Origin of the sequence: Hymenobacter lutimineralis, assembly GCF_008271285.1 — a bacterium.
GTDB classification, from domain to species: domain Bacteria; phylum Bacteroidota; class Bacteroidia; order Cytophagales; family Hymenobacteraceae; genus Hymenobacter; species Hymenobacter lutimineralis.
The window spans coordinates 20,591-44,340 of the sequence record NZ_VTHL01000029.1 but is presented as its reverse complement, the minus strand read 5'-3'; the positions used below and the strand labels follow the sequence as shown (position 1 = coordinate 44,340).

The window sequence follows — 23,750 nt, the reverse complement described above, 5'->3', positions numbered from 1 at the left end:
CTTTCTCCAAGCGCATCGCACTATGTTTTCCAAACTTTTGCTGGCCTTGAGCCTGCCCCTGCTGCTGGCGTCGGCCACGTCAGCCCAATCCTCCACGGCCGTGCTGCGGCCCGCCGCGGCACCACCGGCGGTCCCGGCGCTGCTGGACGTGGCCGTGTCCGACAGCTCCACTACTTACCTCGTTTTCGGCGGCCCCGTGTCGCTGGTCGACGTGGGCATGGCCAATAACTACCTGGTGAAGATTGAAGCTAACGCCGTGTTCGTGCGCGCCCGCCGCAAGTCCGCGCCGCCCACGCCCATCCTCATTCGCTACGGCTCCAAATACTGGATGGGCCGCCTCGTGTACGTGAACCGGCCGGTGCTGCAGCTCTACGACTTTCAGAAAGACGGTGCGTTAAGCGTGAGCGGCAGCACCAGCGAGGGCACGGCGGCCGGCGCGGCCCCGGAGAATGAGCTGGCCCTGGACAAGGAGCGGGAGAAGAAGGCGGCCGTGGAGGGCAAGCTCAGCCAGCTGCGCAAAACGCGGGAAGAGCATCAGGCCGTGGCCGTCTTCGACAACGACCTGGTCTTGTCGCTGGCCAACGTGCGCAACGACAAGGATTTTACTTACCTGCGCTTCAAGGTCATCAACCACTCGGCCATTGACTACAACGTCGATTTCACCGACTTCCAGCTGGTGGAAAACGCCCATAAGAAGTTCCTGGCCCGCAAGAAGAACGAAGCGCGCCGGCCGCTGGCTCCCTCGGGCGGCTTAGCCAACCAAGTAGTTACGGGCCGCACCACTGGCTACCTGACCTATGCTATTCCGCTCTACGCGGCCACTGACCGGGGCTACCTGGAAGTGACCCTGCGGGAGTTGAACGGGGCGCGGGTTCTGGTGCTGCCAGTGCCTTCGCGGGTCATCAATCGAGCCTCTACCATCTAACGCCGCTGCTATGGCCGCAGCCAGACCAACCAGATGATGCCCGTCTACGCCAAAGCCCAGCGCCTGCGGCAGGCCCTGCAACTGACCAACCCCATGCAGGACGTAAATACGATGTACGACGTGTTCTCGCGCTTCGGCACCAGTTCGGCCGACCCCAACGGCAACATGACCAGCGACCAGTACCAGGCCAAGCGCGAAGAATCCACGGTTTCCCTGTTTGCGGCCGAAGAGATGATGGCCAAGCGCAAGCTGGCTATGGCCGTGAACTACTACAAGATTGCCGACGAGATGACCGCGCAAAGCGTGGAAATGCAGGCCACGCTGAAGAATCCGGGCCGTTACGCCATGACCGAGGGCGAGCGGATAGCTGCCCTGAACTCCTCGAACGACAACCTGATTAAGGCTATGCAGCTGCGCGAGCAGGGCGACCGGCTATTCATGGAAGCTTCCCAGGCCGGCCCCGCCCACCAGGCCGCCGAAGCAGTGTACGCCTCGACCCTCAGCCGGAACGCGCTGATTAAAATGGACCGTGCACGACCGCGCTAGCATCCTATGAAAAAGCTTCTGTTAGTGGTGCTTCTGCTCGCGGGGGTCGGCATTCTGCCGGCCTCCGCCCAGCGGCACGTCAAGCACCTGGCCTCCTGGGGGGCCCACCTCGGCCGCTCCAAAACCGGCGACTACTACGAATTGAGCTATACGCCCATGCTCACCAACCACCTGGCCCTACGCCTGAGCGGGGGCTATGAGCACGGCACCCTGACTACTCGCGGCGAATACTCGGTGTATCAGGGCCGGGTTCTGCTCTCGCCCCAGCTGTTCCGCCTCGGGGAGGTGGCCTACGTGCACCTGCTGGTGGGTGCAGGCGCGGGCTACGAGTGGACCAACCAGAACGGCACGGGGGAGATGATGACCGGTGCGAAAGAGCCACAGCGCTTCACCTACGGTCCCCAGGTGGGAGCCGAAGCGGATTTCTTCCTCGGCAACCGGCTTTCGCTCGTGGCCACGGGCACCAAAGGCTACCTGTTCAATAATCCGCTGGTCGACCAATGGCCAGGCCTGGCCAGCATTGGCCTACGGTATCACTTTCGCTAATCACTCCTTCTGACCTATGAAACGACTTGCCTATCTACTGTTGAGCTGCGCGGCTCTGGTCACGAGCTGCTCGAAAGACAACGATGCCACGCCCTCCGGCCCGAAAGAGTATCAGGTAGAATACAAGGTTACCTCCAATGCTCCAACCTCGGACTACCTGAGCTACACCAACGAAAGCGGCGGCAATACGACGCTCAGCAACACGCCGCTGCCGGTGAGCTACAAGTTTAAGCGGACCATGAAGCAAGGCGACAACCTGACCATTCTGGCCAGCATCGACGGCGGTACGGCGGCCTCGGAAATCACCTGCGCTATCCTGCTGGATGGCAGAGAGGTCAAGAAGGAAACCGGCTGGGGCGTTGACGCGCAGGCCGTACCGGTGTACGTCATCGGAGAATAGATTTTTGGGTTCGTTCCTAATAACGACAAAGCCTAACCAGTGAATGGTTAGGCTTTGTCGTTATTCAGAGTAAAGCATCAGCTAGTTGCCGCAACTGCTAGGACACTAATGCGAGTTTGAAAAAACCCGCTATCAAACAATTCTTCCTTGATACGCTGGATAAGTTCAGATGCCAGTTTAGCACTAGTAACATCATCATATGCGTATGATTTCCGTATCAACCAGTATTCGTTGTGTTCTGCTTCAGAAACAGGTTCATTCTCTGTTAGGGCCAACCCATCTGAATGGCGGACACCAATACGTAAGGTCTCGTATTCGTCGAAGTAGGCCATAATCGTCCAATCGTCCTCAATCCGAAACAACGACACGGTATCACCCCAGAAACAATTGCTGGTACCGCATCGCTGCTCTGTGGTAAAACCCAGATGCTCAATCAAGCCGTTGGCTATTTCGTTACGGTACGTATCGAGTCTAACCCGCGTGTAATCACGCCCATAGTATTTGTGTGCAAAAATATGGTCATACCTCCATCTTAAGTCTGTGGCATCCACGTCCTGCCGTTGTATCCAGTTTTGCAATCTGGGTTCGAGATAAAGATGTTCATGTACATGCTGATGCTCACTGCCTGATTGTAGAGTGGAAGGCTGAGTGACTAAGCGATTTAATTCCTCACTCACAGCCTGCTCATCATTCATGCACAAAAGACGCCGCATGAAATTCATAACTGTCGGCCTACGCCTTAAAAGCAGCCGCCAGTTATTGGCATCATCCCGCATATCCAAGCCCGTGAGCCAATCCCAATCAGGAGCTTGACTGATAACAGCACGAATCAGTAAGTGACCTTTCTTATAGGATTCGCTTGTGCCCTTTATTGAAAACAAGTGTGCCGCAAGGGACGCTCTATGCTGGAAATCCTCAATGGTAAGTTCATCAAGCAACAAGAACGTGATGTTCCCCTGAAAAAGAGGATGCTTTTCACTTGCTACCAGTATTGGCTCCCAATCAGCGTCGTCCTGTATCAACCGTGCTTTGAGTTGCTCCTCTCCCAGCTGAGATTTGATAAAGGACGAACGCTCCGCTTTGGCTATCTCATCGCACTCAGCAGATAGCAGGAATTCATAGATGTTACCAGCGCCCTTTGCCAACTTACCGACTATTCGCATGACGGCAACCATCGCATCAACACTACGCATATCGGGGTCCACACTGATGTTCCAAATCACCCGCAACCACTGGCGTAGCGCTTGCTGGTCAAATGATTCGGTTTCCAGGTAGCGCAGTACCGCGTAAAACAGGATGCGTTGCTGCTGGGTGATGGAAGCGGCCAGTAGGTGCCAGTTATTGGGTTGTTCTCCCCAAGACTCTTTAATGGCTATGCCAATTGCATCGTAATGGTCAGATAATTTATCCAACAGCCGGGCTGCCGCTTTCACACGCCCAGGTTTCGCAAAAAGAGCTCTGTAGAGTGCAAAGCCCTTGTAAACCTCATTGTGCGGGCCGTTATCTAATGCGGACGGCAACGAAGTCTCTTCCGCAACCGGATTAGGTTCCACGAAATGCATAGCCAGCAAAAAGCGTTGCCAGAAACGCATGTAAGCTGCATCTACTGTGTTGTCGACCCTGGCATTTCGCCAGAATAGGTCGGTCCAAGTCGTATCCAGCTTGATGGTGAAGGCCTCAACGAAAGGAATACTGCGACCATTTAAGTCAACAAGTTCAGCAAATTCCCCGCGCTCCGGATTGGTTTCGGCTCGCAACCAGTCGATAAAATCCGCTTTAAAGTTCTCGAAGCCTGTGAGTTGCTTGCCTCGGGCATTCATTTTGATGTATAGCTCATCCGAAAGCCCGAAACCGTCAAGTGGCAGTACATAGAACGACAACTGCTTTAGCGCAGGAAACAGGTCTGTTGCAGCTGCCTCGGTGTACTTTTTGTGTATGGCATCCAGCATTTCCAACATGGCTTGGACGGTTGGGTCCTGCTGGTAGCTGCTGTAAAACCAGGCAAGATTGCGAATTGTCTGGCTGGGTTTGGTAGCAGGGTCTATGTCAACGCTTGTGAGCTTGTCGCAAAAGTCACGGGCAGTGCTGCGGGTTGCGTAGCTAAACTTACCCAGCCAGGCATTAAGCTTCGTCTTATCCTCGCCGGTCAGCTCACGGTTTCCGATGTACCAGTAGAGCAAAAACAGCGTTGTCAGGCGCTGCTGCCCATCAAGTGGTACGAAATATGGCTTTTTGTCTAAAAGTTGGACAGAGCCATATACAAAGTCTAGTGTTAGTTGATTGTTTCCGCTCAATGCTTCGAACAGAGCCGACAGAAACCGGCTTCGCACAGCTTCCTCCGACTTTCGCCCTTGCGCGTAGTCGCGCTGAATCATGGGCACCTGCACGCCGGCAAAGCGGATAGGCTCCTGCGCCGCCATGCCAATTTCACCGGCCAGCAGCTCTTCCAAGTTATACTTTCTCATCTTGCTTATTGGTCGGCTTAGTGGGCAAAAAATCGTGTAATTCGGTGGCTATCTGATTGCGGTGAGCACGAATGTCGTCAATGCCCCAACTGGTTCGGTGGATACCTTTCTTGTCGTGATACTTCAGGAAGGCATTTTTAGTAGCAGGCGGGATAAAATTCCCTGCCCCGTCATTTTCAATGATTATTCTCCGCTTGGTTACAAAAAGGGCGTTTCCATAGGAGCGGTTGGTACTCGCATCCAGCAGGGTCAAATTACCAATGTTGTTTTTCGTTAGCTCGTCATTGGCTTCTTCCCCCGCCAGTTTGATGATGTCCTGCTGGATATCCTGGAACTCCTCCCGGTCCTCACTCTTTTGTGCTGCCCGAAAGTCTTCAATGCGTTGAACCAAGTCAGCATGATTACTGAGTTGGGGCAAATCGTGCAATGCCGCGTCCAGCCAACTAAGTTGGTCTTGCAACACGATAAGCGGATTTTCTGAGGATGAATCAATGTGTTCGATGTCCCACTTTTCAAGCTTGAAGGCCTTAAAAGGGAATCGTGTGAAGCCTAGGGAAGAGTGGCGCTGCCGGATTACTTCCTGCAGGTTGAAGAGCAGCAGCACCCGGCGAACTAGCTCACGGTTGTCATAGCTAACATTCAGGTACGCCTCCCCGTCCTTGGCATCGTGGGCCCATTCCACTACACCGACTGATTTATCGACCAGCTTAGCCGCAATCTTAGCTTTTAAGCGCTTAGTAATGTCACCCTTGGTAGGTGCATCGTAAAGAGCTAATAAGTCTTCTACACGCTCCCCACAATGAATCAGAAAGCCTACATAATGGTACCACTCAGGATGGAGGTACCACTCCAGCATCTGATTGAAGCGCGTGACCACCTTTCCCCATTCCTGCTTGATAAACTCATGCGAGGGGTCAGCATTGGCTCGCAAGTAGTAAAAGCGGAAGGTGGCGTGGCCATCCGTACCCGTCTTCTTATCTAGTTCAGGGTCCTTCTGCCGCTCCTGTTGACGAATAACCTCAAAAACGAACTCAATACGGGCGCTGGCATTGTTTGCTCCTTTGTTCAGGAACCACCACAGGTCATCGTTTTGCAATGCATTTTCTATGCGGTCCCATTCACCGGCAATTTCGAGTTGTTGCAATTTACCTAACTCATTGGCATCCTGACCAAAGTTTCGGGTCTGCAGAAATAAGGCTTTGATTAGCTCAGCGTTCGTTAAAGGTATCTTACCCAGATTGATGCGGGTGAAACTTTCAATGGGGTTCTCTTCTTTGGCCAGCTCATACCAGATGACCTTTACCATGCCCTGAACATTGGGATGCTCGGGGGTTCCTACCAGCGTCCCGATTATCGTATCACGGGCTGGTCGCTGTGGCCCTCGGCTTTCAAACCACTCCCGGATATAGGTATAAGCCTGGGATATGTAATGAGAATCAATACTATCCTCATTGCCTTCGCTAATGTGCTCTAGGAAACGGTTGGTATCGTTCCGCGTTTCATACCGTAGCGTAAACACATCATTGCCATAGGCACTGGCAAAAGACTCATCCTGCGGCAGATGCACCCGCGTCAGGTAGAGAAACAGGATTTTCAGAGTTGTGAGCCGTTGCTGCCCATCGACAATTTCCCAGCTTTGCTTTGGGTAACCTGGCTCAGTTGCAGTAGCAACTTCAGCGCAGGGACGAACTACAATAGGCTGCAAGCAATAGAACTCCCCAGGGTTCTTGTTCTTTTTGTTAGCAAATTCAGATATGTCATTTAATAGGTCAACTACTTGTTGTTTATCCCAGCGATAGCCGCGTTGATAAGACGGGATAAAGAAATCTTTCCCAAGTAGTTCGCCTATGGAATAGAGTCGTACAGCGTTTTCCATGAAGCACAAGGCAGTTGCGTGAAGTTGATTAGGAAGTGTTTGGGTTTGGAAAGTTGTTGGCTTAAGGCTCTCTTGGACCACTATGTAGTACAGCATGAAACTGCAGCAGCATGAATCTGCTTTAGCTGGGCTCGGAGTGAAGCAGGAGCTAGCACTTGCACCTGGTCGCCGAGAGACAGCAACTCCATCAGCAGGTCATGGGTGTTGTAGACAGTCAACTGAATCAGTAGCTCCTCATCCGTATCCACCAATACACGCTGTGAACTGTGCAGTGGGAATGACTTGAGGTATTGGCCCTGCGTTGGTTTCAGTGCCAGTACAATATCCGCCGGTAGCTCATGGTCCGGGCGAATAATGCCGAAGCTGTGAGCGTAGTACGCCTCGGGCTGAAAATCCGCAGGAGGCTCAAATGAATGCGCTGTCGATTCCAGCGCCTGGATGCGGTCCAGCCCAAAGCACCGCAGCCCCTGGCGGGCCGGGTCGTGCGCCAGTAGGTACCAGCGGCCTTTAAATTCTTTGAGCAACAGTGGGGAAACAGTGCGGGCCGAGGGCTCATCGTCCCAGAACTTGTGGTACTGAAACGCCACTTGGCGGCGCTGCTGCACGGCGCGCAGCAGCGGCTGCAGCCATTCCGTGCCTAGTGGCCGCCGGGATTCCCACTGCACAAACGGGCTCAGTGCCGTTGGCAGCCGCAGGAATTCCTGTAGCTCAAATGCATCGAGCAGCCGCTGGTAGCCTTCCGGCAGCGGGTCCGTCGAGGTAACCACGTATCCGCCTGCTCGCCGGTCATGCGCAATCGTAACGCCGAAGCGCTCCGCGATTTTGGGTAAATCCCGCTGGAAGGTGCGCTGCGAGTAGTTAGGGGCCAGGTCCCGCAGCGAAGTCTGCTCCAACAGGTAGTCGCGCAACTCCTCAAAAGGGACAGCCCGGCGAAGGCTCTGCAGGCGCAGTACCAGCAGTAGCTGACGAAGAAAGTGGGCGTGGGTGGTCACGAAAAGGATAGGAGCTACCGTGCGATAGATGAAGTAAGCAGGCTATTCGTTTGGCGTAATTGACAGAGTAAAGAATAGCATAGCGTTATCAGAAAGCCATAAATCCACACAAGGCAGGGTGCAAGATAAGGATTGGCAATGAAGGGCAAACAGGCATTTATGCAGTGCCTTCCTCATTGGGCAGCATAGTTTCCAGCACTTGTAGAATCCTTTCTTTGACCCACCAGGCACCCCACCGGTCCAGTTGCTCAGAGGCAGCCCCGTAATGCTGCTGTGCCTGCTGCCATCCTTCTTCACCGGCCGCTACCAACTCAGCTAGGCTGAGCCCTTGATTTTGATATCGACTGGCCACGGAAGCCACGTAGAGCGCTACCGCAGCGGGAACGGCAGGGATGGCTGCAGGTAGCTTGTGCTCCTCGGTATTAGACTTTGTGACTCGAATGGCGCGTAGCATGGAGCGGTGGCTAAGTCAGGATAATTCGCCGGCTTACGAGTAGCAGCAGCCGGATGCCTTCGCCGAGCGCAGGCTCAAGCCCATGTCCAAACACGACTTCAGCTTGGCGGCCGGTCTGGTCCATTAGATACTCCAGAATCTGCGTTAACTCATCCATCTCCAACTCAGCAGACATCCCGCTTTGGATGGCCAGCAACATCCGGTGGGCAGGCAGCGAGCCATCACCCAGCATCGTGGAACTGGTCAACAGCTGTTGGCCCGTCACCTCAGCGCGGCTGTGGCCTTCCCCGGTTGCCATCCCAAACTGCAGAGAAGTTGCATCGCTCAACACTTCCCACACGTCTTGGTGGTCCACGTTGATTTCGCCGGTATCCGTCAGAATATGCTGCAGTACCGTCAGCAGCCTGTTTTCTGTGGCAGGCGTCAGCGCCTGCACGGCGGACAGGTCAACTCCCTCCTGCTTCCAGTGCGCCAATAGCGCCGCTGCTTGGGTTGGAAGCTCAGGATGAGACAGAATGGGATAATCTTGCATGAGGGGCCGGGCTGATTCCTCACGAAGTTGCAAGCCCACAGCGACAAAACATGTCGTTCTCATTCAGCTCGAAATTTCAGGCCGTTTACGAGCTAAATGTTCGGGATATCTTCGATTTGCATTGACGCATTCTTTGGCCCTTATTAGGTTGGAATACTAACTATAAGGCGCTACTCCGATGACCGACCAATCCTATGTAGAGCACGAAAGCGAACTGACTACATTGCTCAATGATTACCACCAGCGATATCCGGAAGCCGAAAGTCCCGCCTCGTATATGATGGGCTTTGGCCCGGAGCAGCTGTGCGCCATTCTGCGGAATGCCGATGGCCGGGAGATTGTCTTCAGCTACCCTGGCCTGGAAAAAGGGGTACTGGATGGCTGCGCCTATCGGTATAAGGAAACCATGCAAGAAGGTACATCCGGCAACCCCATCACCCTGCAGGAATTACTATATGCCCGCGGCCTGCCCCGCCAAGACAAGACGGTCAAGCTCGTCCGGCACCGGGATGCCAGCGGCGAACTGGACCTTCACGACTTATACCGCAACCATCGCCCCGCCTTTCTTGATTACCAGCGCCAGCAGGGGAATCCTGTTTTTGACAAATGCGAATTCATTGTGGCATGCCTGGGTGAGGCAGGCAGCCGTTCCCGCTTCGTGGGCGTTTTCCAGGTGCTGGGTATTGAGCGGAGAACGGAAGAGCATCTGTACTACAACCTGGTTGAAGTACCTGGCTTTGACGACCTGAAAGAGCGGGTCATCTTCGATTGGGGCCGCGCCGCGCTCAGCTGGCATCAATGGCTGCGGCCGGAAGTGGGTAAGACGGTGCTGGAAATTCAGCCCAAGCCATTCAGCCAGCCCTTCACCGACTATCTGGATTTCACCCTCTCGTTCGCGGAACTGGCGCAACTCATCACGAGCCAGTCGCCCCGCGACGAGTGGTACCGGATGCTCTCGGCCACGGCCGGCGTGTATTTGATTCTGGACCAGTCCAGCGGGAAGCAATACATTGGCTCTGCCTCCGGCACGGAAGGCATTTGGGGCCGGTGGAAGGATTACGTGGCCACGCGTGGCCACGGGGGCAACGCGGAACTAGTAAAACTCTTGGCGGCCGACGCGCAGCACGGCCGGCATTTCCAATTCACGATTCTGATGACCCTGCCCAAAACCATGACTCGGCCCGAAGTCATCAAGCGCGAATACCTCTTTATGAAAAAGCTCGGCTCCCGCGCCCATGGCCTTAACCAGAAAGCGTCCCATGAACAATAAATCAACTATCACCTCGCACGCGGGCCTGACGCTCGACCTGGCCCAAATCAAGTGCTTCAAACTGTCGCCGTTTCTCACAGATGGCAACGACACTCGGCAACTGCTGGTGGAGTACAAAACCCGGCCGGTATATGTGCTGCACCCGGGCACGAAGCAGTGGGAGAAGGAATACTTAGCAGACATTATTGCTTACGACTTCCCAGGCTATGAATCCGCGCTAGCACATCTCAGTGAGTGGGAAGAAATCTAGCAGGATTATTTGAATGGGCGATAATTATGAGTCGTTTAAGCAGCCTTTATCTCAGTACCCAGTACTAAATACTTAAAGCAAACTGATATTACAATAAACACGCCCCAATAAAATGGATTTACCTAATGAGCTAATGCCTGTCCAATTATATTTTCACTGAGCTGTGATAAAAATAGAAAACCGTGTTCTGAGATAAATTTGATTGTTTGTCGGCATTCTATTAAATCATCTATATTTGTTACATTTAAAGAAACTAATTGGTCTTCGTAAGAAGATTTATCTACGCTATCTTTTCCGTAGTACTCTCCCAAGATAACATTAAGTGTCAGTGCCAAGGAATGATAAATATTTAAAGCTTGACTATCAAATCCCATCGCAAAGCACGCCCTAGAGCAGTTATACTGTGCCCACAGCTTAGGCAGTATCATTTCCTCATTAACAACCTCTTTGCATAAAGCAATAGCTGTTTGATAGTATGCTACGCCTTTAGTAAAATCATTCTGATACCACAACACTGCATTACCTGCTGCAATCCATTTAATGGGCTCGTTTCTACTCAGAGATGCCGCTTTTTCTAGGCACTTAATAGCTTCTTGCACATCACTTTGCTTCAATAAGTCTTTAGATTCAACCCGGTGGTATTCTATTGCGTCAGAGTCCCATATCACTCTGTAATTCTGAAGCTTGGCAGCAGCTACCTCACACCAAAACAATGAACTTTCGTTAAATCTGGGCTCAAAGGCGCGAGCATACTCGAATGCCTCTACTGCTTCAGCATACTTCTCCAGGCGCAGAAGTGACAAGCCCAAATGGAAATTGGTATAAGCGCTGTTGTAACCTGCTTCCTCGATGCGCTTGTGGAAAAGGGATAGCCGCATTCTAGCTCCGCCGATTAAGGATGCAGTAACATCGAATAGATTTTGTAACTCCTCCCTTGGGAACAGCTTCGTTAGTGACCTATCCTCAAATTCAGTGGTTTCAAAATATTTGCCTTGAGCATCCTGCTTCCAGACACTTCTTCCTTCTTTGGGACAAGGAGAATAGAACTCTGTAGCAATACCGCTGCAGTCGAGGACGCGGTCAATCAACTCTCCCAATGCAATGGGTTGAGCTTTTTCATAAAACCCTCCTGAGAAATCATTATCATTCTCATCATACTGGCTATAATACCCCCCTTTGCCAAGCCAGACATTATATATAACGATGGCCGCCGCAAGTATTTTATTCAAGAAGCTGGTTGACTTTTCAAAAGAGTCCAAGCTTGTCCAGTCAAACGGCCATTCGCCATAGTCATAGTTGTAATCCAGCACTTGGCAGGTTAGGTATCTACGCTTTACCTTTTTCTGAATCAGCTCCCATTCTGATTTCTCCAAGGCGGAAACAAACCACCGGTCCGGCTCAAATACCCCCTTCAAATAGGCTTGTACAATACAAGCATAAAACTCCTCTGCATTATCCAACATGCAATTGGCCACAGCATTAAACAGCCACGCCCGGTAATGCCATTTGTCAATGCTTAAAGCTTTGTAAAAGCAGTAGCGCGCGGCGTCCCATTCCAGTGCCGCTTTGTGCTTGTTACCCCGCTCGAACCAATAGTGTGCACTTGCCTCCAGTTGAATGTTGTGCACGGCATTGAGGCCAACTTCGGCGCGACGGGTGAGATTCCCGATGCTACGGGGCTCAGGCAGGTTCGGATTGGGCTGCATAGGATTGCCAACGGGTAAGTTCTTCGGATAATTGAGTGTGGAGAGCCTTGAAATGTTCTTCCATATCGGTGATAACACTTATCTGCTGGAATGCATCACCCTGGCGCAGATTCGCTAAGTGCTTGACAAGAACTGCTAGCTGCTGCTGCAGCCGATTGCGGCGGGCCTGTAGTACATCAATGCGAGATGTATCCGCAGCAGCACGGAACTGCCCTTGAGCCAGTTGCTGCGCTAAGGTGGTTAGTTGAGTCAGGTCTTGACGCTCGTAACATTCCTGCACTTGGCGGAAAATATCCGTTGCGGCATCTTTTAACTCATCAGCGACTTTATCAGGATGGCAAAGCATCACGCATTGCCGATGTAGCTTCTTGAGTTGCTCCCGGCCGCTGGCATCAAGTTCAAAAAAGGGCTGCATGGCCTCGGCTTCCCGTTCCTGCCTGAACTCTTCATACCGTCGCTGTGCCTCGTCATATTCTTGCTGCGAATATTGGCTTTCCTGCCGGTGAGTATAGGCATACTCTTTTTTAAGTCGCAGAATCTCTTCAGCCAGTGTGCCTAACCTCACGGTAAAAGCGTGATTATACTCACTTAGCAATTTTTCTGCCTCGCTGGTTTCCGATTCTACTGCTACTATTCGGTACTCCAGGTCGCGAATCTCAAGCCGCAAAGCTGCTAAAATCGGGTCTTCATACACTTGAACCCGAGATTGCGCCTGAACAAACTCGTCGACCATCTCCACTGCGAGAGTATAGCTTCCAGCCTCCAGATGAGTCAGGAGCTGCTCCGCCAAGGGGTCGTTCCACTCCGTGCATAGGCGGCGAGTTTGACGTAACGCATCTTCGCGCTCATCTAGCTGCACCAAACTCCGCACCACCTGTAGCCGACGGACAACTTTGCCTAAGTCAACGTTGGTGTCCGTTGCCACACCTACGCTACCAGTGATGCGCTTGAATTCAGATATATACCTGTATGCTAAATCATAGTCACCAGCGGTGATGACAATGTTCTCATAGTTCTCGGAAGCTGCTCGATACGTCCAATTGTAGGAACCCGTAACGACATCCCGCCCATCAAGGACACAGAACTTATTATGCATAAGGGCTCCGTCAACACGGTAAAACTCGCCTCCGGCAATTGCTAATGACTCATAAGCGATTTTCGAATTAATTTCATCATTTGTTACAGCCAGCGCAATTTTTACTCCGCTTTGTTGACGAGCTAACAGCGCAGCAAACAGGTCACGGTCGGTGAACCACGCAACAGCGATATAGATAGACTGCTTTGCTAAGCCTATTTCACTCAGAAGCTTTTCTTTGATTCCAGTAAAATATGCCTCTGTAGTAACTATGAACATTACGATAAAGCAGAAAGGTGATTGGCGAAGATTTTAACAGAAAGAAGGCGGAATGCAGAACGCTGGCACTTAAGTATTGGCCGACAACTTCTGCCAATGTGCTCTTTCCTCGGCTGCACGCATTGATAATGATTCAGGGACACAATGTGCGCCGATTTTAGCGACACAATCATTTTGCATCTCGTCACATTCTTTGCTCCTCCACATTCTTGAGTCTCTTTGCCATTTTTCTTCCTCAGCAGGAGGGCTAAGCAAAGCAGCTTTAGCGAACATCTCCAAGGCAGCATGATAGCTTTCAACCTGATAAAAGGCAGCACCTGCTTGTTGAACGAATTCTAGGTTATCAGGAAAAGCATCTGCTGCTTCTGCAAAGGCAATGATAGAGCTTGCTTCACTTGAATCGACCTCCCAAGCACCTGACCAAGTGGAATTAACCCTTGCTAGTATATACTCAGCATTTCCAGGGTCTAATGTCACTGCCTTATGGAACGCATCAAACCCGGCTCCTCTACTAGGATAGGACTGCTCAATCTCTCCAAGGCAAAATTGATATTCAGCGTTTTGGGGCTCAAGCGCGATTGCTAGTTTTATAGTTCTGACCGCGTCACCGAAAAGATAATGAAAATCAGGATACGAGTCATGCCCTCCCTTATACACTTGCGTTGACTTCCACACATTAAATGATTCTAATCTTTCACGGCCTTCATGCATGTAAGCCTGGGCCACCCAAAATTGTACCCTAGCATTTCCTCTTAATTCATTATATGCTAGGGAGCGCAATCGGTTTATACTGCTTTTATAATTACCTTCCTCAAAGTCTATCCGAGTTAAATAGTATTGAACCCAAGCTGTTTTTTCTGAACGCTCACCAACTAATGGCTCCAATAAAAGTCGAGCAAATTCATATTCCCGCTTGTGAAAATGTATTAAAGCCAAAGACACAGTCGCTTGATACAAATCACCCTCATTCATGTTTTGATTAAGAAACAATAGAAGATACTCTAAATCGCCTGGAAGTAAGAAACTGAAAAAATCTGCTTCCTTTTTGGGCTTGCCATACTTTTCGGAGCCTATAAATGCTTCTCGGCACTTTTCGACTCTGCACAAACGACCATTGGCGTGTCCAGAAAGCAACCATCCTCGCCAATGAGTATTATCTATATCTAATACTCGGTCGAAGCATAGCGAAGCTTGCCCCCATGCCTGTACCTGTTGAAATCTTAGTCCTTTTTCAAACCAATAGTCCGCATTAGCTTCCTGCTGAATTGTCTGTAGAGCATTGGTTATGTTCTCGGCACGGCGAATGATGCCCTTTCTGCTTGAATTAAGTAGCGGAAGTAAAGGATTGGGTGATTCCATATATATACAAAGTCTACTCAGCAAGGTGCTTGTTGAATAGAGTTACGATTTTATGCTGGCTACTTGCTCAGATTACAATCTGAGCATTTCCTGATGACATATACTTTTCAGGGCTGTCAACTTCTGTTGCAGGAATTGAGCATGACACTCCATTCATCTCCTAACATTGTGCAAACTATGTTCAAGAAGGCGAGATATCAATCTTTCCCGTAAGTTTGATAATAAGTTATGATAAGTAAAGCTTATCATAACTTATATTTGCCCGTGAAAATCGGAGCAGTTTAACCCGTTCCGATACCTATTATACAAGGTGTGCAACAGCCCCGGCGTTGGCACCGCCGAACCATCCCATGAGCGAAGACCTATCCCTTTTCCCAGCACCCGATGCTCCCCACTCGCTCAGCCACCACCTGAGCCGGGCCTCCGCTAAAGTCGCGGGTTTTCTGGAGGCCGGCCTGCAGGGCGCGGCCAACACGGAGCGGGCCTATACCTCGGACTTGAAAAGCTACGTAACCTTCTGCGAGCAGCACGGCTTCGTGGCCGTGCCCGCCGAAGTGGGGACCCTCACGGAGTACGTTGCCTACCTGGCCTCCGAGAAAGTCGAACCAGCGCCTGGGGGCAATCGGGGAAAAAAGAAGGGCCAGCAGCCACTTACCGGGCCCCACGCGCTGGCGACCATCAAGCGCCACCTGGCCGCCATCCGCAAAGCTCATCAGCTCGCGGGGCATCGACTGCCGGCCACTTTGGATGCGCTCAACATCGTGATGGAAGGTATTGCCCGCACCCTGGGCAAGCGTCAGGAGCAGGCGCAGGCCTTCACCATCGAGGAGCTGAAGCAAGCCATCCGCCGCATCGACTTAGAAACGTCAGCCGGCCTGCGCGACCGGGCCCTGTTGCTGCTGGGCTTCGCCGGGGCCTTCCGCCGCTCGGAGCTGGTGGACCTGAACATCGAGCAGCTGGAATTTACGGAGCGGGCATTGCTGGTGCACCTGGCCAAAAGCAAGACCAACCAGTACGGAGTGGTCGAGGACAAAGCCATTTTCTATGCGCCCAACGCGGATTTTTGCCCTGTGCGCTGCCTGCGCGCTTGGCTAAAGCTACTGGGCCGCACCACGGGGCCGCTGTTTGTAAAGATTCCCCGGGCCCGGCCGGGGCAGATGGCTGCTCCCTCGGACAAGCGGCTTTCAGACATTTCCATCAACAAGTTGGTGCAAAAGCGCCTCGGCCCCGATTATTCAGCGCACTCTTTGCGCGTGTCTTTTGTGACGGTGGCCGTGCTCAATGGGCAGTCCCACAAAGCCATTAAGAACCAGACCAAACAGAAAACGGACGCCATGATTGAGCGCTATACGCAGCTCAACAATGTAGTTTCGTATAATGCCGCACATGCCTTGGGATTGTGATATTGACGAATAAGGATTGATATGGTTGCCTCATCTAAGGGGTCTCACTAGAGTAGGAACAGAAACTATCGGTAGGCCCATTCGCTGAGCGACGCCTCCCACGGGGTGAAGGTGCGCAGGGGCCGGAGTTGCCCCGCCGCAATACTTTCGGGCAGGGTAAAATCGTAGCGGCCCAGCATATTGACGTGTTCGTGCAGCAAGGGAGAGAGGCGCGCTACGTCGTCCGGGTTCAGCGCTCCCTCCGTTTCCGGCCATTGTTCCAGGGCCTGTTGCAAATAGCGGGTGTTCCACAACACCACGGCGTTCACGACCAGTCCCAGCGCGCCCAGCTGGTCTTCCATGCCCTCACGGTAGCGCTGGCGCAGTTCGCCTTTCTTGCCGTGGAAGACGGCGCGGGCCAGCGCGTGGCGGCCTTCACCCCGGTTGAGCTGCACCAGGATGCGTCGCCGATACGCCTCGTCCTGTACGTACGCCAGCAGGTAGAGCGTCTTTTCCACCCGCCCGAATTCCGCTACCGCCCGGCCCAGGCCCGAGAGCGAGCCCGCCCGCTGCAAGGTGCGCATGACGGCGGCCGCCTTCACCCGCCCCAATTTGAGCGAGCCGGCCAGCCGCAGCATGTCCTCCCAGTGGTCGCGGATGAGCTGGGCGTTGACGACGTGCCGGCTCAAGTCATTGAGCGGACCGTAGTCGTCTTCTTTGCTGAGACGCCAGAAGCGCTGGTCGGAGAGGTCCGCCAGGCGGGGGCTGAAGCGGTAGCCCAGCAGGGCGAACAGGCCAAAGACCACCTCGCTGTATCCGTGCGTATCGGCCATGATTTCACGCGGGTCTAGGCTGGTTTGCTGTTCCAACAGCCCGGCCAGAATGAAGAGCGAGTCGCGCAGGGTGCCGGGGATGACGATGCCGTGGAAGCCCGTGAACTGGTCGCCGGTGAAGTTGTAGTAGGTGACCCCGCGCTGGGAGCCGTAGTATTTGCGGTTCCAGCCGGCGTGAATCGTGCGTACCGGCACGACGAAGCGCATCCCGTCGGCCGAGGCGACCTCCCCGCCGCCCCAGGCCTGGGCCAAGGGCAGCCTCGCTTGTCCGTCCACCAGGCGGGCGTTGGCGGCGGTGAGCGTTTCCACCCGCACGTAGTTTTGCTGCACCCACGCGAGGCGCGGCAGCGTCAGGGCCAGCACCTCGGCCCGCACCACCGCTTTCAGGCCGATGTTGCAGGCCTGGGCCAGCAGCACGGCGCAAATGCTCAGCGGCAGGTCTGCGGCTTTGGTTTGGCCGTCGGCCACATGGGTGAAGACTCCGGCAAAACCGGTGAAAGTGTTCACTTCCAGCAGCAAGGCCGCTAGTTCGACCGGGGGCAACTGCTGGGCCAGTTGGGTCCGCAACGCACGTAAGCTGTCGGGCTCTTCCTGCGCCGGCAGCGGGCTCACCACGACGTAGGGCTGGCCGTCCTGGTGCAGCACCTGCAACGCTGCGTTGTGGGGGAGGTTCTCCACCACCTCTGCGTAAGCGGCCCGCAACTGCGCCTGGAGCTGCGCCAGTTCCACGGACGGGTCGAGCGAGCGGTCCAGGGCCCGCGCGACGGATTCCCGCGCCGCGTCCCAAGCCTCGCCCCGCAGCAATTCGGCCTGCGGGTCGCCGTAACGCTCACTGCGCCCCACGAACACTTCGCGGCGGCGCAGGGCTTGGTGCAATCGGTCCAGCACGCAGAGCGTGTACGCGGCGGGGTTCACATCGTCTTTGCTGGGAAACACCTGCCGGGCCCAACTCTTGGGCACCAGGGAACGGGGCGCAGCGGTCCACTTTGGGCGGCCTCGTCGGCCGACTTCCTGCTGGCGCAGAAAATCCCAAGCGTCGAGCAGGGGTTTGGCGGAGGGAGAACCCTCAAAGGTGATGCCCGCCAGCAAGGCCGGCAGGAACCGGCGCACCGTGGCGTAACTGCCACTCAGCGCTTGCAGTAGCGGGTCGTCTTCGCTGCTGGCCAGGGCTAGCACCGCATCGGCTGCCGCCCGTAATGGGGCTTCGCCGATATGCCCGAGTACCTGTTGCCGGACGTTGCCTTCCGGCACCGTTTCGTCCAACAAAATGCGCACCGCCTGCTGCAAGACGAGTGCCGCGTGATCCAAATCTTTGAGGGAGCGCAATCGTTCGCGCCGGCGGCGGGTTTCTCCGCGCAGGGCCAGCGAGGTCATCAGCCCGTCGAAGAGGTCCAGAATGTCATCGGTGGCCGTACGTTCGAGCGCCTGCGCGAAGACCAGTAACGTGGCCAGCCGGCGTTCCTCCCCCATGCGGCCCAGGGTTTGTCCCCAGGCCACCTGCGCGTGGCGGGCCAGCCGCCCCAGTCGGGCTTCGGGCAGGTCGTGAAGCGAAAGGTCCCCGACGCCTAGGGCACGCACTTGGTCCAGCCGTGCCAACGCAGCCACCAGGGCCGGACCGGAAACACGGGTAGGTGCCGTGCGCAACGCTTCCAGCCGGGTCAGCCGCTGGCCGGGCGCTACCGCCAACAGCGCCTCCAACGCGGCGTGTTGGACCGGATTCAACCGGCTGCGAAGTTGGCGGTACAGGTGGCGGCCCGTGCGCTCGCGGACCCGTGCAATCAGGCGGGCCAGCACCGTGACGCCCGGCAGCACGACGCGCTGGGCCACCAGGTGCGCGGTCGCCAAATCAAAGAGCACGCTAGGGCGCACGGTGCTGGTGAGCCCTTGGGCGTACAGCCAGCGCGTGAGGCGGAACGCCTGCGGGCCCTCGTAGGCCGCAAAGCCCAGGTACGCCATGATGCGGGCCTGGTGGTCGGAGAGCGTATTCGGTCGGGTATATCGTTCGGGCCAGGCATCCGCGCTCACCTGAAGCTGCTGCGTCAGGGTGTGCACCACGACGGCCGGCACCTGCGTGGGGGCGGGCAGAAACGTGCCTAAAAACCGGAGCGTACACAGCTGCACGGCACACCCCAATTGGGTGTAGGAACGGCGGTAGTCGGCCAAAAAGTGGAGGTCCTGGGGGCTCAGGTAAAAGAAACGCGCTAACTGCTCCGGGCTGGGGTCGGCGTGGTAGCGCCCGTAGCGGGCGGCCTGCTCGTCGCTGAGAAATTCTACGGGCATGGTAACTATTCGGGTTAGGGCATGGTCGATTCCTTGTGGGGAGCGAGTGGGGCGCGCGCCAGGTAGGCAGACACGCCGAGCGCGGCGACGGCCGCCAGGCCGAACGTCCAAGCGGGACCGGCCCCCTGCCAGAGGGCCCCGGCCCCGAGGCTGGCCAGCAGGGCGGCCAGGCTGCCCAGGCCGGCGAAGGTGCCGAGGGCCGCGCCGGTGTCGGCCCGGTCACAGAGGTTGCTGAGCCAGGCTTTGGCCACGCCTTCAGTACTGGCCGCGTAGAGGCCGTAGAGGGCGAACAGGGCCGCGAAGGCGGGCCAGCCGTGGGCCAGGGCTACGCCGCCGTACACGGCGGCGAAGGCCAGCAGGCCGCCCACCAGCAGCAGACGCGGGCCGAGGCGGTCGGCCAGGTGGCCCAGGGGCCAGGCGCTGAGCACGTACACGGCGTTGTAGAGAATGTAGAGGCCGATAACGGCCGCGTCGGACAGGCCCCGCTGGCGGGCCAGCAGCAGCAGAAAGGCATCGGAGCTGTTGAAGAGGGCAAACACCAGCAGCGCGCCCGCGACCCGGCGGTAGGCCGGTGGGGCCACGCGCCAGTAGCCGAACGAAGCCCAAAACGGGAGCACCGGGCGCGGGGAAGGCGCGGCCGGGCGCTCCCGGAGCCAAAAGGTGATGCCGATGGCCAGCACGCCCGGCACGAAGGCCAGCAGGAACAGCGGGCGGAACTGGCCGGGGCGGGCCGCCAGCCAGAGCAGGGCGACCGTGGGGCCGAATACCGCGCCCAAGGTGTCCATCGAGCGGTGAAAGCCGAAGACTTTGCCCTTGGTGGCGGGGGTGGCTTCGTCGGACAGCAGCGCGTCGCGTGCGCCGGTGCGCAGGCCCTTGCCCAATCTATCGACGGTGCGGGCCAGCAGCACCCAGGCGGGCGTAGCCAGCACGGCCAGCATGGGCTTGGAGAGGGCGCTCAGGCCGTAGCCCCACTGCACGAAGGGCACTCTTTTACCCAATCTATCCGACCACTGGCCGAAGTAGCCTTTGCTCAGGCCGGCCACGGCTTCGGCCACGCCTTCGAGCAGGCCGATGAGAAACACCGAAAAGCCAATGGATTGCAGGTACAGCGGCATGACCGGGTAGAGCATCTCACTGGCCAAATCCGTAAACAGACTGATGAGCGAGAGCAGCCAGACGGCGCGGGTGAGGTAGGAGCAGCGCCGCATCAGAACTTCATGCGCTGAATGCGCACGGCGTTCAGGATGGCCAGCAGGGCTACCCCTACGTCGGCAAACACGGCTTCCCACATGGTGGCTAGGCCGCCCGCGCCCAGGATGAGCACCACGGCTTTTACCCCGAAGGCCAGCCAGATATTTTGCCATACCACGCGGTGGGTGGCGCGGGCAATGCGGCGGGCGGTGGCAATTTTGCTGGGATGGTCGGTTTGAATGACCACATCGGCGGTTTCAATGGTGGCGTCGGAGCCGAGGCCGCCCATGGCAATGCCCACGTCGGCCAGGGCTACTACGGGGGCATCGTTTACGCCGTCGCCGACGAAGGCGAGCTTGCGGCCTTCGCTCAGGTATTGCTGCACGTAGCGGGCCTTGTCTTCGGGCAGCAGGCCGCCGTGAGCTTCCTCCAAACCTAGCTCTTTGGCCACGCGCTGGGTGATGCTGTCCTTGTCGCCGGAGAGCATAACGAGCTTGGTGATGCCGTCGGCTTTCAGTTCCTGAATGGCGCGGGCGGCGTCTTCTTTGGGCGCGTCGGCGACGGTGAGGTAACCGGCGTATTTCCCATCAATAGCAGCTACCACGATGCTGTCGGCTACTTGGTCGACTTCCGGGGGGTAGGCGACGCTAAATTTGGTGAGCAGCTTGGTGTTGCCAGCCAGCACGTCGCGGCCGGCTACGTTGCCGCGCAGGCCGTGGCCGGCTATTTCCTCCACGTTTTCGACTGGCACGCCGGTGGCCGCGGTGCCGACGTGGGTTACGACCGCTTTAGCAATGGGGTGGGTGGATTTGGTTTCGAGCGCGCCGACCAGGCGCAGCAACTGGGCCGGCTCGGTGCCGGCGACGGGCTGCACCTGCTGTACGGCAAACACGCCCTGGGTGAGGGTGCCGGTTTTATCCATTACCACCGTATCGATTTCGCGCAGCACGTCGAGGAAGTTGGAGCCCTTGAACAGAATGCCCGCTTTTGATGCCGCGCCGATGCCGCCGAAATAGCCGAGGGGAATGCTAATAACCAGCGCGCAGGGGCAGGAAATGACTAGAAACACCAGCGCCCGGTAGAGCCAGTCGCGGAACACGTAGCCGTCCACGACGAAGTAGGGCACCACGATGAGCAGCACGGCCAGGGCTACCACGATGGGCGTGTAGACCTTGGCGAAGTGGGTGATGAACTGCTGGGTTTTGGCCTTGCGGCCCACGGCGTCCTGCACCATCGCCAGGATTTTGCTCAGCTTGGTGTCTTTGAAGGCGGCGGTTACCGTCACCTGCACTAGGCTTTCCTGGTTAATCATGCCGGCCAGCACGGCCTCACCGGGCTGCTTGGTCTGGGGGGCCGACTCGCCGGTGAGGGCGGCGGTGTTGAAGCTGGCCGGGGCGGTGTTCAGGGTGCCGTCGAGGGCGACTTTCTCGCCGGGGCGGATTTCGAGCACGTCGCCGACCTGCACTACTTTGGGGTCAAGCACGAGGCTTCGGCCGCCGCGTAGCACAGTGACTTCGGTGGCCTGGATTTCGAGCAGGGCGCGGATGCTGCGCTTGGCCCGGTTCACAGCCGCATCCTGAAACAGTTCGCCCACGGTGTAGAACAGCATCACGGCCACGCCCTCGGGGTACTCGCCGATGGCAAACGCGCCAAGCGTGGCTAGGCTCATCAACAGAAACTCGTTGAAGACGTTGCCGCTGGGAATGCTGAGCACGGCGGCCTTGATGACCTTCCAACCGACGAGCACGAAGGCCAGCCCGTACCAGGCCAAGCGCACGGGGCCGGTGAAAAAGCCCACTTTGTAGTAATCCAGGGCAATGCCGGCGACGAGCAGCGCGAAGCTAAGGGCAGGCACCAAGTAAGGGTTGGCACCGGCTGGGCCGTGGTCGTGGTCATCGGCTACTGCTTCGCTGGCCAAGTCCAACTCGCCGGAATCGAGGGAATGGCCGGCGTGGTCGGCTTCGGGCTCGTCGCCGTGGTCGTGGCCTTGGTGGTCGTGGCCGGGCACGTCGTGGCCCTGGGGCGCGGTGGCGGCTTCGGGCGTGAGCTGGGCACGGGTAAGAGCCCCCACGTTTTCGGGCTGCACCTGCTTGGCGGTGTTCAACTGCTCGTTGAGGTTGTCGGATGAAGGGTCGGGCATAATTCTGGGGAAAAATCAGATGAGAACAGACAGGAAGTAGCGGGCTACTCTTCCTCTTCGGCGTTTTTGAGCTTGCCGAGCAAGGAGTACGCGCCTTCAGTGACGAAGCGTAGCGGTTTGCCCTGCTCAGCGGCCGGTAGGCGCACTTCGGTGAAGCCGTCTTCGCTCACGCCCCGCGTGACGGGCACCAGGCGGTAGCTGGCCGGGCCGGCTGAGGCGGCCGAGTCGGCGGCCACGAAAACGTAAGCCTGGGAACCGTACTGCACTACGGCTTTTTCGGGCAGGGTGGGCACGGTGAGGCGGTTGGTTTCGATGACGGCGCGCACGAAGGTGCCGGGCAATAGCTGCTCGTCTTCGCGGTCGAGGTGGGCGTGGATGCGCACGGTGCGCTCGTCGCTGATGGTTTTGCTGATGAGGTACACATGAGCCGTGCGCTCCCGGCTCACGGAGTCGTTGCCGAGGGTGAAGCGCACCAGTTGGTTTTCTTTCACCTGGGGAATGTCCTTTTCAAACACCGTCAGCTCGACGTGCAGGTGTTCAGGGTTCACGATTTCAAACAGCACGTCGGTGGGCGTCACGCTCTGGCCGATGCTCACGTTGACGGCCTTGACGAAGCCGCTTTTGGGGGCGCGCAGCGTGGCCGTGCTTACGATGGCGCCGCCCACGGGCAGGCCCGCGAGGCGCAGGCGGGCAGCCTGGGCGCTGGTTTTCACTTGCAGGGCCTCGTACTCGGCCTGGGCGCGCTGGTAGTTTTTCTGGGGGGCCACTTCCTGGCGGTACAGCTCGGCCTGGCGCTCGTACTCGGCGCGGGCCAGCTTGAGCTGGCTACGGGTTTCGAGGTAGTCTTGCTGGAGCTGCACGAAATCGGGGTTGCGGATGACGGCCAGCACCTGGCCCTGGCGCACCCGCGAGCCTTGCAGCAGGTCGGTGCGGGCGACGAAGCCGCCGAGCGGGGCGCTGACGGAGGCGAGGTTTTCGGGGGGCACGTCGAGGGTACCGTTTACTTTGAGGCCGCCGCTCATGGGGCGCTGGGTGAGGGGGCCGAGGCGCACGCCGCCGGCCTGCCGTTCGGCGGCGGTGAGGGTCACGCGGTCGGGGGCGGCGGTTTCGGCTGCTTCGGTGGCTGGGGCGGAGCCGCTGGCCGGGGCTTCGGCGGCGGGTTCGTCGGTTTCTTTCTTGCCGCAGCCGGCCAGCAGGGCCAGCAGCAAGAAACAGGTGGTGAGGCTTCGCATTCTGTTTTAGAAAAGAG

At 56.6% G+C, this 23,750-nt stretch carries 19 protein-coding genes; 7 read left to right on the top strand and 12 right to left on the bottom strand.

Annotated features, from left to right (window positions below; genetic code table 11):
- The first annotated feature begins 22 nt into the window (after window positions 1–22).
- From FY528_RS19500 to FY528_RS19485, 4 genes are read left to right on the top strand one after another with little or no spacing between them, the layout of a single operon-like run.
- Complete coding sequence (locus tag FY528_RS19500; protein ID WP_149072698.1) at window positions 23–925, top strand: DUF4138 domain-containing protein; 903 nt, start codon at window positions 23–25, stop codon at window positions 923–925.
- A 33-nt stretch (window positions 926–958) separates the two neighbouring features.
- Complete coding sequence (locus FY528_RS19495; protein ID WP_149072697.1) at window positions 959–1,471, top strand: hypothetical protein; 513 nt, start codon at window positions 959–961, stop codon at window positions 1,469–1,471.
- A 6-nt stretch (window positions 1,472–1,477) separates the two neighbouring features.
- Entirely contained in the window at window positions 1,478–2,017 is a 540-nt protein-coding gene (locus FY528_RS19490) for a hypothetical protein (protein ID WP_149072696.1), read from the top strand.
- Between the two features lie 16 nt (window positions 2,018–2,033).
- Entirely contained in the window at window positions 2,034–2,417 is a 384-nt protein-coding gene (locus FY528_RS19485; protein ID WP_149072695.1) for a hypothetical protein, read from the top strand.
- 77 nt (window positions 2,418–2,494) lie between these two features.
- Here the strand turns inward: FY528_RS19485 and FY528_RS19480 are convergent, their stop codons facing one another.
- The 5 genes from FY528_RS19480 to FY528_RS19460 form a co-directional block, all read right to left on the bottom strand.
- Window positions 2,495–4,882: a DUF262 domain-containing protein gene (locus tag FY528_RS19480; RefSeq protein WP_149072694.1), complete on the bottom strand. Its 2,388-nt coding sequence runs from the start codon at window positions 4,880–4,882 to the stop codon at window positions 2,495–2,497.
- Window positions 4,869–6,758, bottom strand: a complete 1,890-nt coding sequence (locus FY528_RS19475; protein WP_187632209.1) for a GmrSD restriction endonuclease domain-containing protein — start codon at window positions 6,756–6,758, stop codon at window positions 4,869–4,871. Before FY528_RS19475 ends, FY528_RS19480 begins: the two co-directional genes overlap by 14 nt.
- Window positions 6,759–6,838: 80 nt before the next feature.
- Window positions 6,839–7,750, bottom strand: a complete 912-nt coding sequence (locus FY528_RS19470) for a helix-turn-helix transcriptional regulator (protein WP_187632208.1) — start codon at window positions 7,748–7,750, stop codon at window positions 6,839–6,841.
- 157 nt (window positions 7,751–7,907) lie between these two features.
- Complete coding sequence (locus FY528_RS19465) at window positions 7,908–8,204, bottom strand: hypothetical protein (RefSeq protein ID WP_149072691.1); 297 nt, start codon at window positions 8,202–8,204, stop codon at window positions 7,908–7,910.
- 10 nt (window positions 8,205–8,214) lie between these two features.
- Window positions 8,215–8,736, bottom strand: coding sequence for an FtsZ/tubulin family protein (locus tag FY528_RS19460; protein ID WP_187632207.1), 522 nt, complete (start codon window positions 8,734–8,736; stop codon window positions 8,215–8,217).
- Between the two features lie 178 nt (window positions 8,737–8,914).
- On the opposite strand from FY528_RS19460, the gene FY528_RS19455 reads away from it, so the two are divergent.
- Together FY528_RS19455 and FY528_RS19450 are read left to right on the top strand one after the other, a co-directional pair.
- Window positions 8,915–10,006, top strand: a complete 1,092-nt coding sequence (locus FY528_RS19455; RefSeq protein ID WP_149072689.1) for a GIY-YIG nuclease family protein — start codon at window positions 8,915–8,917, stop codon at window positions 10,004–10,006.
- Window positions 9,996–10,256 (top strand): hypothetical protein, encoded by a 261-nt coding sequence (locus FY528_RS19450; RefSeq protein WP_149072688.1) that lies wholly within the window; start codon window positions 9,996–9,998, stop codon window positions 10,254–10,256. Before FY528_RS19455 ends, FY528_RS19450 begins: the two co-directional genes overlap by 11 nt.
- A gap of 122 nt (window positions 10,257–10,378) precedes the next feature.
- Here the strand turns inward: FY528_RS19450 and FY528_RS19445 are convergent, their stop codons facing one another.
- The 3 genes from FY528_RS19445 to FY528_RS19435 form a co-directional block, all read right to left on the bottom strand.
- On the bottom strand, window positions 10,379–11,962 hold the full coding sequence (locus FY528_RS19445; RefSeq protein WP_149072687.1) for a hypothetical protein: 1,584 nt from the start codon (window positions 11,960–11,962) through the stop codon (window positions 10,379–10,381).
- Window positions 11,937–13,316, bottom strand: coding sequence for a phospholipase D-like domain-containing protein (locus FY528_RS19440; protein ID WP_149072686.1), 1,380 nt, complete (start codon window positions 13,314–13,316; stop codon window positions 11,937–11,939). Before FY528_RS19440 ends, FY528_RS19445 begins: the two co-directional genes overlap by 26 nt.
- 69 nt (window positions 13,317–13,385) lie before the next feature.
- On the bottom strand, window positions 13,386–14,675 hold the full coding sequence (locus FY528_RS19435; protein ID WP_149072685.1) for a tetratricopeptide repeat protein: 1,290 nt from the start codon (window positions 14,673–14,675) through the stop codon (window positions 13,386–13,388).
- A gap of 350 nt (window positions 14,676–15,025) precedes the next feature.
- Between FY528_RS19435 and FY528_RS19430 the strand changes: the two genes are divergently transcribed.
- Window positions 15,026–16,078 (top strand): tyrosine-type recombinase/integrase, encoded by a 1,053-nt coding sequence (locus tag FY528_RS19430; RefSeq protein ID WP_149072684.1) that lies wholly within the window; start codon window positions 15,026–15,028, stop codon window positions 16,076–16,078.
- Window positions 16,079–16,143: 65 nt separating this feature from the next.
- On the opposite strand, the gene FY528_RS19425 is transcribed toward FY528_RS19430, so the two are convergent.
- The 4 genes from FY528_RS19425 to FY528_RS19410 are packed head-to-tail and all read right to left on the bottom strand — an operon-like array spanning window position 16,144 to window position 23,733.
- Complete coding sequence (locus tag FY528_RS19425) at window positions 16,144–19,170, bottom strand: Tn3 family transposase (protein WP_149072683.1); 3,027 nt, start codon at window positions 19,168–19,170, stop codon at window positions 16,144–16,146.
- 14 nt (window positions 19,171–19,184) lie between these two features.
- Window positions 19,185–20,378 carry an MFS transporter gene (locus FY528_RS19420; protein WP_149072682.1) on the bottom strand — a complete coding sequence of 398 codons (1,194 nt, stop codon included), beginning with the start codon at window positions 20,376–20,378 and terminating at the stop codon, window positions 19,185–19,187.
- Complete coding sequence (locus FY528_RS19415; RefSeq protein ID WP_149072681.1) at window positions 20,378–22,501, bottom strand: heavy metal translocating P-type ATPase; 2,124 nt, start codon at window positions 22,499–22,501, stop codon at window positions 20,378–20,380. The genes FY528_RS19420 and FY528_RS19415 overlap by 1 nt, the downstream gene beginning before the upstream one ends.
- A 44-nt stretch (window positions 22,502–22,545) precedes the next feature.
- Window positions 22,546–23,733, bottom strand: a complete 1,188-nt coding sequence (locus tag FY528_RS19410) for an efflux RND transporter periplasmic adaptor subunit (RefSeq protein WP_149072680.1) — start codon at window positions 23,731–23,733, stop codon at window positions 22,546–22,548.
- Window positions 23,734–23,750 lie beyond the last annotated feature (17 nt).

Excerpts from the sequence above, each read along its gene's own strand:
- FY528_RS19430 (WP_149072684.1), top strand. The coding sequence starts at position 15,026 with ATGAGCGAAGACCTATCCCTTTTCCCAGCACCCGATGCTCCCCACTCG.
- FY528_RS19450 (WP_149072688.1), top strand. The coding sequence starts at position 9,996 with ATGAACAATAAATCAACTATCACCTCGCACGCGGGCCTGACGCTCGAC.
- FY528_RS19495 (WP_149072697.1), top strand. The coding sequence starts at position 959 with ATGATGCCCGTCTACGCCAAAGCCCAGCGCCTGCGGCAGGCCCTGCAA.
- FY528_RS19485 (WP_149072695.1), top strand. The coding sequence starts at position 2,034 with ATGAAACGACTTGCCTATCTACTGTTGAGCTGCGCGGCTCTGGTCACG.
- FY528_RS19425 (WP_149072683.1), bottom strand. The coding sequence starts at position 19,170 with ATGCCCGTAGAATTTCTCAGCGACGAGCAGGCCGCCCGCTACGGGCGC.
- FY528_RS19435 (WP_149072685.1), bottom strand. The coding sequence starts at position 14,675 with ATGGAATCACCCAATCCTTTACTTCCGCTACTTAATTCAAGCAGAAAG.
- FY528_RS19440 (WP_149072686.1), bottom strand. The coding sequence starts at position 13,316 with ATGTTCATAGTTACTACAGAGGCATATTTTACTGGAATCAAAGAAAAG.
- FY528_RS19465 (WP_149072691.1), bottom strand. The coding sequence starts at position 8,204 with ATGCTACGCGCCATTCGAGTCACAAAGTCTAATACCGAGGAGCACAAG.
- FY528_RS19460 (WP_187632207.1), bottom strand. The coding sequence starts at position 8,736 with ATGCAAGATTATCCCATTCTGTCTCATCCTGAGCTTCCAACCCAAGCA.
- FY528_RS19490 (WP_149072696.1), top strand. The coding sequence starts at position 1,478 with ATGAAAAAGCTTCTGTTAGTGGTGCTTCTGCTCGCGGGGGTCGGCATT.
- FY528_RS19410 (WP_149072680.1), bottom strand. The coding sequence starts at position 23,733 with ATGCGAAGCCTCACCACCTGTTTCTTGCTGCTGGCCCTGCTGGCCGGC.
- FY528_RS19445 (WP_149072687.1), bottom strand. The coding sequence starts at position 11,962 with ATGCAGCCCAATCCGAACCTGCCTGAGCCCCGTAGCATCGGGAATCTC.
- FY528_RS19475 (WP_187632209.1), bottom strand. The coding sequence starts at position 6,758 with ATGGAAAACGCTGTACGACTCTATTCCATAGGCGAACTACTTGGGAAA.
- FY528_RS19415 (WP_149072681.1), bottom strand. The coding sequence starts at position 22,501 with ATGCCCGACCCTTCATCCGACAACCTCAACGAGCAGTTGAACACCGCC.
- FY528_RS19480 (WP_149072694.1), bottom strand. The coding sequence starts at position 4,882 with ATGAGAAAGTATAACTTGGAAGAGCTGCTGGCCGGTGAAATTGGCATG.
- FY528_RS19500 (WP_149072698.1), top strand. The coding sequence starts at position 23 with ATGTTTTCCAAACTTTTGCTGGCCTTGAGCCTGCCCCTGCTGCTGGCG.
- FY528_RS19420 (WP_149072682.1), bottom strand. The coding sequence starts at position 20,378 with ATGCGGCGCTGCTCCTACCTCACCCGCGCCGTCTGGCTGCTCTCGCTC.
- FY528_RS19455 (WP_149072689.1), top strand. The coding sequence starts at position 8,915 with ATGACCGACCAATCCTATGTAGAGCACGAAAGCGAACTGACTACATTG.